The sequence below is a fragment of the Lysinibacillus sp. NPDC096382 genome (assembly GCF_044762845.1).
Taxonomy (GTDB): Bacteria; Bacillota; Bacilli; order Bacillales_A; family Planococcaceae; genus Lysinibacillus.
This window is the reverse complement of sequence record NZ_JBIWFC010000014.1, coordinates 73,605-85,744: the sequence shown is the minus strand read 5'-3', so window position 1 is coordinate 85,744 and position 12,140 is coordinate 73,605. Positions and strand designations below refer to the sequence as shown.

Genomic DNA, 12,140 nt, shown 5'->3' with positions numbered 1-12,140 from the left:
CTTTTTATTTCGTTGCACAAATCAAGTCAACTATTTTCTGGACTCTGTTTTTTTGGAAGAATTCTCTTTTTCCTGAATAATGTTAGCTACTTTTTTTCTAAATTCAATTACACCATCATCCCATTGTTTTTGAGCAAGTTCTTTATAGTTAAAACCTAGACTTTCAAATAGATCAACCTGTGGGTTATAAATAACATATTGGAGTTCACCTATTATTTTTACTTCGCTTTTATTAACTATGGACATGTTCGTTAACTTAGAAAGATTAGGCATTAAGAAATAAAAATCCTTAAGAAGATTAGATTCCGGTATATTTTGAAGAAGTTCTTCTTGTGGTGTACCTTTTAATCCTTTAATTATTCCCAAAACTAATTTTTGGTCCAAAAAATTTCTTAAGTAATATTTATCCTCACTTTTTAAATGAATCAAATAAATACTGGTTGCTTTAGGCTCTTTTTTTGGGTTGATTCCTTCACAATATAACAAGTCATCTTCTTTTAATCGTCCTGGTGAATAATCGATATCAGTATTTTCAAAGAAAAAGAATTCGTTTTCTTCATAGTCAATCTGGTTATTATATAAATCAGCATTAAATAGAGAATTATATCCTAACCCAGCAATGTTAGGAATGAAATATGGATACTCTTCTTGGGGGGTATTTTTCTCGACATCTTCTTGTTTTTCAAAATATGAATTGTCTAATTCAACAGATCTAAGAAAATCAGAAGCATTATCATAATTACCATCCAACGTATCTAAATAAATGTTATATAAATCACATACACGTTTTAAAATTTCTAAAGAAGGATTTGTTTTATTCTTTTCGTAATTATTGTACATTTGTGGTGAGACTTCCATTTTTTCGGACGTATACTTTTGCGTCCAACCCTTACTCTCTCTTAGGACTTTCATTTTATCCCCAAAAGTTTTCATCTTCTTCACTTCCCAAAATTATAAGATTGTAAATCAATAATATCAAATCATAATTGATAACACAAATGGAATAATAATATTTTATAATTGAAATCAAATTATATTTTATTTATAATCAAATTAAATTTGATAAATGATTAAATTGACACCTATACAAGATGTAGAAAATTTCTCTAGGGCTGGTGGACTTTAAGTTGAGGATTTTAAATGATGAAAAAAATCTCTTGACATGATTATTTGGAGGTTTTCCAATTTTTAAAGCATATTTGATCATTACATTGAACAAATATAAACATTTTTAAACAAATATAAACAAATTAAATATATTATCTCATCAAAAATGGAAATTATTCATTTTGATATTATGTATGAGTAGACTACTTAGAAAATCAAAAAGATTAAGATAGTATGAATAGATTGGAAAAATACACTTGAAACCAGGCATATATCGCAGTAAGATGTATATAAGTAAAAAACATTGAAACTGCATATCTAAAAAGGGAACACCCCATTTGAGCCTGGTTATCAAGAGATAACCCTTCATTTGGGGTGTTTTGTTTTATTAATTTAAGAAAAATTTGAATTTATGCTAGTAATCAGTTTGTTATTTATGTTAATGTGTAATTGTAAATAGATTCAATTAAGTTTTGATTACAATTAATTAAATAACAAAGGCTTGAGGAAAACCCTCATAGCTAATGTTCTCAGTTGGAAGCACCAACGAGAGCGTCTGATTATTATTCACTAATAATCAACGTTTTCGTGGTGCTTTTTTGATTGTAGCTCTATAAAACACATTTATTTCTTCTATATGTGATTTTGTCACTAAAAATTCCCTCTGTATAATTAAGGGAGAATATCTTTTTTAAATAAAAATAAATTAAATTATATGTATCATTTAATAGTTTAATGGATATAAAAATAACGAAAGGGGGTGATAAATATAATACAGACGTTTGTTATATAGAGGAACACGATATTGAAATGTTGTTAAAACTGAAGTGAAAGATTATTAACGCCTAAAAAACAGGAGGAACACGATATGAATCAATTAAATGTAGTTTCGTTTAATGGTCAGCTAGTAACGGATAGTCGAGATGTAGCAGAAATGGTTGGGAAACGCCATACGGATTTATTAAGAAGCATCGATAATTATAGTGAAATTTTACTCAACGCAAAAATGCGTTCAGCGGATTTTTTTATTGAAAACACCTATAAAGATTCTTCTGGAAAAGAAAATAAGTGTTACCTACTCACACGCAAAGGCTGTGACATGGTAGCAAACAAAATGACTGGTGAAAAGGGTATTTTATTCACAGCAACATATGTTATTCGGTTTGAAGAAATGGAACAAATACTAAGCCAAGCTTCATCATCAAGTAATGTGGTGGATTTTGAAAAGCAGCTAATCGGTGTGAAGTATGCTATTGAAATCCTACGTACGGACGAATCTTCTAAAGTGCGGATGCTAACAGCTGTACACGAACAACATGGTGTGCCAACGAATCATTTGCCTGTTTATGTAGAAAATGAGGAGTTGAAGAAACCAATTTCAGATTTACTTAAGGAACATAATGTAGGTATAAGTGCAATTAAAGCTAACAATATCTTAATAGCCGCAGGCATTCTGGAAATTAAACATCGTCCATCATCAAAAGGTGGAACAAAAGCATTTAAGTCGATTACAGAAAAGGGACAGTATTACGGATCAAACGCAATTAGTCCTCGAAATCCAAAAGAAACACAGCCCTTGTATTATCCATCAAAGTTTAGTGAGCTTATTCCTTTATTATTAGGTCAAGTGAAAGAGGTTTCATAAATGTTTCAAGAAAATAAAAAAATCACAATCTAAGCGCCAACTTAGATCGTGATACAATTCGAGTGACATCCACCCAAAACAATATAAGCTTAATTATACCCTAAAAAGGGTACATTTAAAAGTGGATGTCCTCATTTTTGAGGGGGCAAATAATGGAAACGACAACAAAAGAATTACTGGATGTATTAATAAAATTTTCGGAAATTTTTAATATACCACCGCCTAATTCAAACGATATCGGAAGTTGGTGGTACCAAGTTGTAAACGATATAGAAATAGAGTTTCTTTATCTATTGCATGACAATAATGTACTGGGACGTCATGATAATGAAGAATTGAAATTTATGAACAATCTTCTATCCAGTCGAATCACTGAATTAGAGATATTGGTTAACTAAAAAATTACATAAATACAAGAAAATCACTCGTTTGAATAATGAGTGATTTTTTAGTTTAAATGATGCCAAAACGATGCCCAAACTAATAGAAAAGAACGTAGATTGATAGAAATTAAGAAAGTTACATCATGTTTTCAGTTGGTGTAATACACCAAAAATAAAGCAGTAAATGCTGATAGATTAACATACTATATGATATCCATTATAATCATATCCACCTTTTCAGATTCCAATTTGGACAGTGCATCGACACCGTCCGTAGCTTCAATTACCTCTAAGCCTTCATTTAGTAAAAATACTTTAACTAATTCCCGAATATGCGCATCATCATCTACTACTAATAGTTTTGTCATGCTAACAAATCCCTTCGTTATTCCTCTTTAATACGTAATTGTTGCTTGGCAAACTCCCGATACATATCATGAGTCCTAAATAGCGTATCGTGTGTGCCACTGCCCGTAATATGTCCTTTCTCCACAAAAAGTATTTGATCTGCATCTACTACTGTCGAAAGGCGGTGTGCAATGACAAGCGTTGTTCTACCTTGCATTAAATTATCCAAAGCTTTTTGAACATAGATTTCCGATTTACTATCTAGACTAGATGTTGCTTCATCTAGCATTAATATTTGAGGGTCACGCAAAAGTGCTCTTGCGATAGAGATTCGTTGTCGTTGACCACCAGAAAGCTTAATGCCTCGTTCTCCTACCTCTGTATCAAATTGCTCTGGTAATTCATTGATAAATTGATCGGCATAGGCCATTTTAGCAACTCTATTAAGTTCTTCATCCTGTACTTCTCTGTCAATGCCATAGCAAATATTTTCACGAATTGTACCAGACAGCAGTGCACTCTCCTGAGCAACGTAGCCGATTTGGCTTCTCCAAGAATGTAGGGAGTACTTGTTGATAGGGGTTTCTCCAAGTGTAATACGTCCGTTAGTAGGCTGATAATATCTTTCTAACAGAGAAAATGTTGTTGTTTTTCCTCCGCCACTAGGTCCTACGATGGCCGTCACTTGACCTGGTTCAATGGTAAAATTAATATTCGATAAAATTAGGTCTTCTCCATAAGCAAAGTCAACATTTTTTACATAAATCGGTTGATCCACTTTTTCTAATGTGTTTCCTTCGAAAATATTTTCTTCCTCATGCTCAAGTAATGCACTAATTCGCTCAGTAGCACCCATTGCTTTTTGTAGCTGTGTAAAGAACATTGTTAATTGGGTCATCGGCATGATGATTTGGATTAAATATAAAATAAATGCCACCATGTCGCCTGCTGTAAGCTCTCCTGAAGAAACTCGTATACCGCCATAACCAATAATGGCCACAAGGACTGACATTAATACAAACGAAATGAGAGGCGAAATAAGCGCATGGATTTTAGACTCTTTTAAGCCAAACGTAAAAAGGTTTGTAATGCCTTTCTTGCCACGCTCATATTCAATATTCTCGGCATTTGAAGCTTTTACTAATCGCGTTTCAGGTAAAACTTGATTGAGCACAGCCGTAAATTTTGCTGTCTCATCTTGCATCCCTTTTGAAATGACAAACATTCGTCTTCCTAATAGCATTAAAATAACCATAGCAAGCGGAACAGCAATCAGCATGACTAAGGTCATTTTCCAGTCTAAGATTAATAGAATGATGATTGATCCAATAATAGATAGTACGCCTGATAAACAGTTCGCAAGATGTTCCGTAATGAGATCCTTAACAACAGCTGTGTCATTCGTAACACGGCTTAATGTTTCACCTGTATCGTTCTCATCATAATAAGGAATTGGTAAATGAAGTAGCTTTCTCCAAAGCTGATCTCGTAATTTCGCAACAACATGATGTCCGACACGATTTAAATAATAAATGGAAAGTCCACCCGCAATGGCCTGCGCGATAAAAGCAATCCCTAACAAAAGTATTTGCCAATAATTAAGGGATGCTAATGAAAAGCCATCGACTAATTTTTTTGTAAATAGCGGAACGATAAAGCCTACGCCCGTAGTTGCTAAACTCATTATTAATGCAATAATTAAAAGCCATATTGGTGGTTCAGCCTGTTTGACTAAGCGAATAAAGCGCCGCCAATCCTTCAGTTTTGTCGTATCTTTTGATACCTCCTGCACAGTAAATCCTCCTTTGATTTCATCAACAATAAAATATGAATCTTTTATATGACTAACTATAACATGTCAATATGAACTGAATATGAAATGAGGAGGTAATGAGGATAGGTAAGAGTACGATCAATTGAATAATTTTAATTAAAGGAGTAAATATGAAAAGAGGCTGGACATAAGTGAATTTTTAGGATGGAAAAAATACATCAGAAAAGCGCGAGGAATCAATGTTTTAAAATTGATGTCTCGCGCTTTTTAAGATGTCGACTAGCTAATTCCTAGTCTTTTTTAATAATTATACTCGTCGATAGAACCAAGCACAAACCCTAGTATTCCAAATAAAACCATTAATACTACATATAAACCTATTGCAATCAACGCCCATATTAAAGCAGATTTAGCTGCTTTAGGCTTATCACCTTTCCATACAAAATACATAATAATCCCTAAAAGCGGTGTACAACAAAAGGAAAGGATATTAATAGCTATATTTGGTTTATCCTCTTCGGATGTATTATGTACACGAACACCACATTTTGGACAAATTTCTGCTTGTGCTGCAATTTCTTCACTACAGTGTGGACAAAACATTAAAGTATACCTCCTAAAATTAAAAGAATTCCCATTTTCCTACTGCTTTTCCTTCATATATTTTTTTCCCGATTAAATAAGCATCAATTAAAATGGGTATACCAACCATAATGAATCCAATAGGAAAAGGAATGAAAATAATAAATATTATAGATATAAATAAGCAAAGAAATCCCTTACCCATTTGATTATTAATGATTTGGCCTACACCAGGTATTAGAAATGTAAGTAATGTAGGAACTAGTGGATGAGTACCCTTTGAAGAATTTTTTAAAATAATACCGCATGAAGTACACATTTCTTGTAAAGCATTTAATTCATTCCCACAATTATGGCAGTAATTATGCACTTTGAATTTTCTAACACCACAATTTGAGCAAATTTCTGCGTGTTCTGATAGATTGGATGCACAATATGTACAAAACATTTTCAGTCTCCTTAGTTAAAAATTAATGAACCAATATATTCTCCTTTTTTATAGAGATACATAGTTAGTTTCCAAAATAAGAGAGCGGCGTGTAAAATCATAAAAACAATGCCTATTCCCCCGAGTATTCCCGTTACTAATCGCCGATTATTAGTACTAAGCCATTTATTAAATAATTGTCCCGTTCCGTCTATAATCATAGGAATTGTTAAAATAAGAGCATAAAAAAAGGGTAAAATTTTAAAAAATGCCAATATAATGCCAATTATATATCCTATACAAATTCCTGTGCAACGTGCGCAAATTGGAAATTGAACACCTCTATAAAAAAAAGATCGACTTGGTAATCTATGGCAAAGGAATAAAAGTTGAAAATATCGATTCACGAAATCACCTATTTAATCAAGTTTTTCAATAAAAGGAAACAACGAATATAATATACTATAAAAAGGAATATGGGTAGTACCTTTAATGATAAAAATTACTTTTCATATAATTTAGGGATTAAGTAATAGGTATTTGTTCCTGTGCGGGATTTTTCTAGCATTTTTTTAAGAGGAATGTTTAAAATAAGTTCCTTTTTTTGGAGGGATATCATATAATATTATAAACCGACAGTCGGTCTATTGGATGTTTGATTTATTCAAAAAATAATAGTCACCATGTTGACGTTAATAATGCTATTGTGTATTGTTTAGTAAACATGGTGACTAAATAGCGAGGTGCTACATATGGATTTACAGCTTTTATTGAAGGAATTACATTTTATGCAGCAAAGTTATGCGACATTGTTTTCAGTTGTCAATAAAGTTCAAATCAAAGGAGATGAGTATTTAGAGGTATTAACTTCGAGACAGCATATGGCTCTTATTGCCATTGCGCATTTACCAGTAGAAAATACAACACTCGTAAATATCGCCAAAAAACTTGGTACAACTAAGCAGACTGCGAATAAGTTAATAACGAGTCTTGTGAAAAAAGGATATGTCCAAACGGTACCAAGTAAATTAGATAAAAGGTCGATCAATGTCGAGATTACCTCAGAGGGAAAAACAGCTTTAATTGCTTGTTCGGAGAAGTCTACTTACTTTTTAGCAGATATCTTTAAAGACTTTACAACAGAGGAAATTGAAACATTATGGAAGCTATTACAAAAACTCTATCGCTTTGACGGTGAAGAACTAGATGGATATGAAGAAACGGTAAATATGGAGATCGAGGAGCCAAAACAGATTTCGGACTTCCAAGAGAGAGTTTTTACTGAGTTATTAAAAAAACGATATGGAGATGAAGAACGCCGTGACTAAAGGAGCTATAACTTTTTTTTATCCTCAAAAAGCAAAAGATACTAAGCAGAAGTTAAAGGAAAAAGTTTATTTTATGAAACGTAAAATAAAGAAATTTACGTATGAGGTTAAGGGAAAATTTTATCGGAATTCAAAAATTAATCGTTCTGGAAATTATGTATCCATTATCGTGGGGTTCTTATTGCTAATAATGTCTTGGAGTGTGCAAATAGAGTGGCTCATTTGGTTAAGTACTATAAGTATTTTTAGTAATATCTTTCTTCTTACAATACAAAAATATTCTACCCTTTCAAAAGGGGCATGAATGGTAAAGGAAGGGGTCTAATGAATGGAATCACAGATTAAAAGAAAAGGCTTTTCAAAAGATTTTAATCTTATGGTGATTGGGCAAATTATTTCTATATTAGGATCTGCGCTTTTAAGGTTTGCTTTATCACTTTATGTACTAGATATTACAGGACGTGCAGATCTTTTTGCAGTACTATTTGCGATATCGAGTGTCCCAATTTTACTAGCACCGCTAGGAGGAGCAATTGCTGACAGGTTTAATCGGCGCAATTTAATGGTGATTTTTGATTTTACGAGTAGCATAATAGTTTTTATTTTCTTTGCAATGCTAGCTTATGGTAATAGTTCCATTTGGGTTATTGGTGTTGTGATGGTGCTTCTTTCCTTTGTTAGTGCTATGTATGCACCTGCAGTGATGGCCAGTATTCCAGTACTTGTAGAAGAGGAAAAACTAGAGCAAGCAAATGGAATAGTCAATGGTATTCAATCATTGTCTAATGTAGCTGCTCCTGTATTAGGAGGAATACTTTACGGTTTGATTGGCTTAAAAGTGCTTGTCATAGTGAGTGGTGTGTTCTTTTTCCTTTCTGCCATATTAGAGATGTTTATTCATATACCATTTATGCAACGAGAACAGGATAGACATATTATTCCGACGCTTGTAAATGATTTGAAAGAAGGCTTTAGTTATGTAGTGAAGAAATCTTTTATCTTCAAATGTATGATTTTAGCTGCATTATTAAATTTATTATTAACACCGCTGTTTGTCGTAGGTGTACCGATTATTCTGCGTGTTACAATGCAAAGTAGTGATACATTGTATGGAATAGGGATGGGATTAATCGATTTTGCTACAATTTTAGGAGCTTTATCAATGGGGTACTTTGCGAAAAAAATGGGTATCAATAATTTATACTTTTGGGTGTTTATCACAGCTTTATTGATTGTTCCAATGGCTCTAGCAGTTACGCCACTCATTCTTAATATAGGATATTATCCGTCTTATACTTTATTTGTCGGTAGTGCGCTTGTTATAGCTATGATTCTGACCGTTATTTCAATATATGTTATTACACTTGTACAAAAAGAAACGCCTAATGAAAACTTAGGGAAGGTCTTGGCTATCATCATCGCCGTTTCACAATGTATGGCACCGATTGGGCAAATATTGTATGGCTTTTTATTTGAAGCATTTAGAATTAAAGTCTACGTTCCTATTTTAATGATTAGTATTGCCATGGTAGTGATGGCAATTGCAACAAAGAGAATTTTACGCTTTGAAAAGAGCGAGGTAGCAGAATAATTCATAAGAAATCTATTGCACAATGCTTTACTCGAGCATTCTAAGCAACAGTAAATACTGACAATCATTTTCAAACGATTAACCTTTAAGTCCCTTAATGCACAGCAAAAGGGGCTCTTTTTTGTCTTAGGAAAATATTATTGACCGATTAAAGGATCTTTAGGTGATGTTTTGCTTAGGTGTACCTATTTTTAGCTGATGGTAGCGGAAATCAGCGTATTGGATAACAAATGGTTAATTAAAACCCTTAATAATGGATCATCACCAAAACGTGTGGTTGATTTCCGTTCCGACTGGGCGCTTTGATATGACGATTCAAGAATTTTCAGAAAGAAATGGTATAGCCAAAAGTACATTACGCTTTTATGAAACAAAAAATTTACTGTTACCGGAGGAAAGAAGTTCAAATGGCTATCGAGTTTATGCGGATAGTCAGAACATTGTTTATCGTACCTATTCTTTATAGTCTAATTAACAATTAAAATCATAGAGAGGAGGGACGTAAGTATATTTTCAAAAAAGATTTTCCTCACATCAGAAAAGCGCGAGAAATCATGTTTCTAAAATTGATATCTCGCGCATTTTAAGAGTTTGCTCAGTTTTTTCCAAGCCTTTTATATTGGTAACATTAGTACCATCTTCTCCGACGCCTCGCAGGTATTCTTTGTCGAGATTGAAACTCGTCAGACGGGAAGATTGGTTGGGGAATGCTTTCAATATCAGAACGAATAATTTGATGTTGCGGAAGTTCTATTTTTGAAAACGTGATATTTTGAGTATTGTTCAAAAGTGGTGAAGATAGCTGATTATATTCCACATTGTCTTCTAAATAAGCTGTTTCAGTAGAGTGAGTATTGTTTTGCGTACTAGTTAAGAGAGGAATAGTTTGCGGAGTATATTCTATTTCGTCTTCTAAATATGTTGTTTGCAAAGAGGCTTGAGAGTATTCTACAATTTCTTCAACTGGCGTGATGTGTGGAGAAGTGTTCAAGAATGGTACAGTGTGCTCATTATTGCCCGTAACAATAGTAGAGTCGTCATGATGCCGTTCTTGTGCATGCTCTATTTCATGCTGGATTTCAGCATGTGGCTCTTGCACAGGGTGAAAATCCTTCATGACAAGTATTGGTCGCATCATGTCATGATCTTCATGTTCTAGGAAATGACAATGCCACATATAATGGCCGACATGATCTTTCCAATGCATAATAATTTTCGTAACCTTCCCAGCTTCCGCTTTTACAGTATCCTTCCAACCTTGCTCATAGTTATGCGGTTTTTCAGGGGGACCTGTAAATTCCAGTCTACCTTCATTTCGATATAGCTCCATATCGAAAGGGCGTCGTTCTAGTATTTTAAATTGAATTAAATGTAGATGGATAGGGTGGTCAAACTGCGTGGCATTTATAAAATTCCAAATCTCTATACTATCAAGTGCAGGCTTTTCGGTAGTAGGATCATGATACATACGATTATTTAATAATAACATTGGTCGACCAAAATCGTCTGTCGTAGCAGTTAATGGTAAATGTCTCTCGATATGTGCATCGTGTGAATGTAAATCCGTAGATACTGCGAGTCTTTCTGGTATTTCACTAGTATCCTCACACTTTAGAGGAAGACACACGTTAAACTGCATGATTACACATGTATGTTCATCAATGAAATCTTCATCAGAATTGACTAACATTATTTCCTGACCTTCAAATGATGAAAAATCGACTATAACATCTGTTCGTTCTGCCGGCAATAATTCGACAGATTGAATTTCTTGAGGCGCAGTTAAAAAGCCTCCGTCTGTTCCGATTTGTATCATAGGATCACCGTTTGAAAGGCTAATGACATAACCTCTTCTATTGGAACCATTGAGAAAACGAAATCTATATTTACGAGGTTCGACATTTAAATATGGCCAGACCTTCCCGTTTACAACGATAGTATTACCAACAAAGCCAGGTGTAATTGATGGATGAACGGGAACTGGGAATGGTGGTTCATCAGGATAGAAAAGTGAGCCGTCTTCATTAAATGATTTATCTTGTATTAAGATGGGATACTCATAGTCACCACAAGGTAGGTTAGAACGCTCCTCAAGCGAATCTCGAAGTAAATAAAAACCGGCTAATCCAGCATACACATTTAAACGAGTTAGCGCCATTGCATGATCATGGTACCACAGAGTTGCGCCGGGTTGATGATTAGTATATTCATGTATGTCTTTATTGAACTTTGGACCTGTTTGTGCATAATCTCTTGTATACCATGCATCGGGATGTCCGTCACTCTCCCAATCTACATTTGCGCCATGTAAATGTGTAACAGTTCTTACTTCCGTTGAATCGTTTGCCGCATGAAGTGAAAAATCAACGGGTAAAAAGTGATTTAGGGGCAATTGATTTTTATATCTAACATAAATGCTTTTGTCTTTTGTAGCCTCAATTGTCGGTCCGGGATAAAGTCCGTTATAGCCCCATATGATTGATTTGGGGAAATCTTTATGGAAAGAATGCTCTGCTTGCATCATTTTAAGTTCATAATAGTTTTTTCTCTGTTGGCCTTTATAGTATTTAGGTTTAGCGGTAACCGGTTTTGGCAGCTCATCCACAAATTTTGGTATTGTCTCTGGATCTGTAGGATTAACTTCTTTAGTCAAAACATCACGTCCCTTTTCAATTCTTAAAATTGCTCATTACCTCATCATATGGGTAAAAACAATAGGCAACTAGGACAATAATGGAGATAATTGTACTTATAAAAAAACATTTAATTTATTTCAGCAAATATCTTATGTGCCGAAAGCGTAGCGACAGGACAGAAGTCTCCACCTCGATAGGTGGTGAGATGATTGCGAATTTAAGTTGCTTTTCAGTGGGTACCCCAACATTTGCTGAAATAGAAGAACGCCACGTCCTGTGGCAATTTATCTGTGCGAAAGCGAAGCGACAGCAACAAATG

The 12,140-nt window shown here is 34.0% G+C and carries 13 protein-coding genes and 1 pseudogene; 7 read left to right on the top strand and 7 right to left on the bottom strand.

The genetic code is table 11. The annotated features are described in order from the left end of the window. Window positions 1-30: 30 nt before the first annotated feature. The gene (locus ACIQZA_RS18000; RefSeq protein ID WP_400939362.1) at window positions 31-933 is read right to left on the bottom strand and encodes a helix-turn-helix domain-containing protein; all 903 of its coding nucleotides are present in this window, start codon (window positions 931-933) and stop codon (window positions 31-33) included. A gap of 1,042 nt (window positions 934-1,975) precedes the next feature. Here ACIQZA_RS18000 and ACIQZA_RS17995 point away from each other — a divergent pair. Then, the gene (locus tag ACIQZA_RS17995; RefSeq protein ID WP_400939360.1) at window positions 1,976-2,752 is read left to right on the top strand and encodes a Rha family transcriptional regulator; all 777 of its coding nucleotides are present in this window, start codon (window positions 1,976-1,978) and stop codon (window positions 2,750-2,752) included. Window positions 2,753-2,904: 152 nt separating this feature from the next. Then, on the top strand, window positions 2,905-3,150 hold the full coding sequence (locus ACIQZA_RS17990) for a hypothetical protein (protein ID WP_400939358.1): 246 nt from the start codon (window positions 2,905-2,907) through the stop codon (window positions 3,148-3,150). Between the two features lie 191 nt (window positions 3,151-3,341). On the opposite strand, the pseudogene ACIQZA_RS17985 reads toward ACIQZA_RS17990, so the two are convergent. From ACIQZA_RS17985 to ACIQZA_RS17965, 5 genes and pseudogenes are all read right to left on the bottom strand, one after another. Then, window positions 3,342-3,503 (bottom strand): annotated as a pseudogene (locus ACIQZA_RS17985) (response regulator); the annotation flags it as partial. Between the two features lie 17 nt (window positions 3,504-3,520). Further along, a complete protein-coding gene (locus ACIQZA_RS17980) occupies window positions 3,521-5,275 on the bottom strand; it encodes an ABC transporter ATP-binding protein (protein ID WP_400939356.1) in 1,755 nt (584 codons plus the stop codon). 282 nt (window positions 5,276-5,557) lie between these two features. Then, entirely contained in the window at window positions 5,558-5,860 is a 303-nt protein-coding gene (locus ACIQZA_RS17975; RefSeq protein ID WP_402883197.1) for a zinc ribbon domain-containing protein, read from the bottom strand. A 19-nt stretch (window positions 5,861-5,879) separates the two neighbouring features. Next, window positions 5,880-6,287, bottom strand: a complete 408-nt coding sequence (locus ACIQZA_RS17970; RefSeq protein WP_400939352.1) for a zinc ribbon domain-containing protein — start codon at window positions 6,285-6,287, stop codon at window positions 5,880-5,882. 11 nt (window positions 6,288-6,298) lie between these two features. Continuing rightward, the gene (locus ACIQZA_RS17965) at window positions 6,299-6,673 is read right to left on the bottom strand and encodes a DUF2085 domain-containing protein (RefSeq protein ID WP_142508301.1); all 375 of its coding nucleotides are present in this window, start codon (window positions 6,671-6,673) and stop codon (window positions 6,299-6,301) included. 345 nt (window positions 6,674-7,018) lie between these two features. Here ACIQZA_RS17965 and ACIQZA_RS17960 point away from each other — a divergent pair, with 345 nt between their 5' ends. The 4 genes from ACIQZA_RS17960 to ACIQZA_RS17945 all read left to right on the top strand — a co-directional run bounded on the left by ACIQZA_RS17960 (window position 7,019) and on the right by ACIQZA_RS17945 (window position 9,651). Beyond that, window positions 7,019-7,594 carry a MarR family winged helix-turn-helix transcriptional regulator gene (locus ACIQZA_RS17960; RefSeq protein ID WP_400939350.1) on the top strand — a complete coding sequence of 192 codons (576 nt, stop codon included), beginning with the start codon at window positions 7,019-7,021 and terminating at the stop codon, window positions 7,592-7,594. Beyond that, window positions 7,587-7,898: a hypothetical protein gene (locus ACIQZA_RS17955; RefSeq protein ID WP_402883201.1), complete on the top strand. Its 312-nt coding sequence runs from the start codon at window positions 7,587-7,589 to the stop codon at window positions 7,896-7,898. The genes ACIQZA_RS17960 and ACIQZA_RS17955 overlap by 8 nt, the downstream gene beginning before the upstream one ends. Before the next feature lie 24 nt (window positions 7,899-7,922). Beyond that, window positions 7,923-9,185 (top strand): MFS transporter, encoded by a 1,263-nt coding sequence (locus ACIQZA_RS17950; RefSeq protein ID WP_400939344.1) that lies wholly within the window; start codon window positions 7,923-7,925, stop codon window positions 9,183-9,185. A 307-nt stretch (window positions 9,186-9,492) separates the two neighbouring features. Further along, window positions 9,493-9,651 carry a MerR family DNA-binding transcriptional regulator gene (locus ACIQZA_RS17945; protein ID WP_400939341.1) on the top strand — a complete coding sequence of 53 codons (159 nt, stop codon included), beginning with the start codon at window positions 9,493-9,495 and terminating at the stop codon, window positions 9,649-9,651. Between the two features lie 162 nt (window positions 9,652-9,813). Here the strand turns inward: ACIQZA_RS17945 and ACIQZA_RS17940 are convergent, their stop codons facing one another. Beyond that, on the bottom strand, window positions 9,814-11,838 hold the full coding sequence (locus ACIQZA_RS17940; RefSeq protein WP_400939339.1) for a multicopper oxidase family protein: 2,025 nt from the start codon (window positions 11,836-11,838) through the stop codon (window positions 9,814-9,816). An 80-nt stretch (window positions 11,839-11,918) separates the two neighbouring features. Between ACIQZA_RS17940 and ACIQZA_RS17935 the strand changes: the two genes are divergently transcribed. Next, window positions 11,919-12,140: hypothetical protein (locus ACIQZA_RS17935; protein WP_403009933.1), on the top strand; the 222-nt coding region annotated here is incomplete at its 3' end.

Bases quoted from the DNA above. Each gene is read 5' to 3' on its own strand.
- ACIQZA_RS17975 (WP_402883197.1), bottom strand. From the start codon at position 5,860: ATGTTTTGTCCACACTGTAGTGAAGAAATTGCAGCACAAGCAGAAATT.
- ACIQZA_RS17960 (WP_400939350.1), top strand. From the start codon at position 7,019: ATGGATTTACAGCTTTTATTGAAGGAATTACATTTTATGCAGCAAAGT.
- ACIQZA_RS17950 (WP_400939344.1), top strand. From the start codon at position 7,923: ATGGAATCACAGATTAAAAGAAAAGGCTTTTCAAAAGATTTTAATCTT.
- ACIQZA_RS17970 (WP_400939352.1), bottom strand. From the start codon at position 6,287: ATGTTTTGTACATATTGTGCATCCAATCTATCAGAACACGCAGAAATT.
- ACIQZA_RS18000 (WP_400939362.1), bottom strand. From the start codon at position 933: ATGAAAACTTTTGGGGATAAAATGAAAGTCCTAAGAGAGAGTAAGGGT.
- ACIQZA_RS17945 (WP_400939341.1), top strand. From the start codon at position 9,493: ATGACGATTCAAGAATTTTCAGAAAGAAATGGTATAGCCAAAAGTACA.
- ACIQZA_RS17990 (WP_400939358.1), top strand. From the start codon at position 2,905: ATGGAAACGACAACAAAAGAATTACTGGATGTATTAATAAAATTTTCG.
- ACIQZA_RS17995 (WP_400939360.1), top strand. From the start codon at position 1,976: ATGAATCAATTAAATGTAGTTTCGTTTAATGGTCAGCTAGTAACGGAT.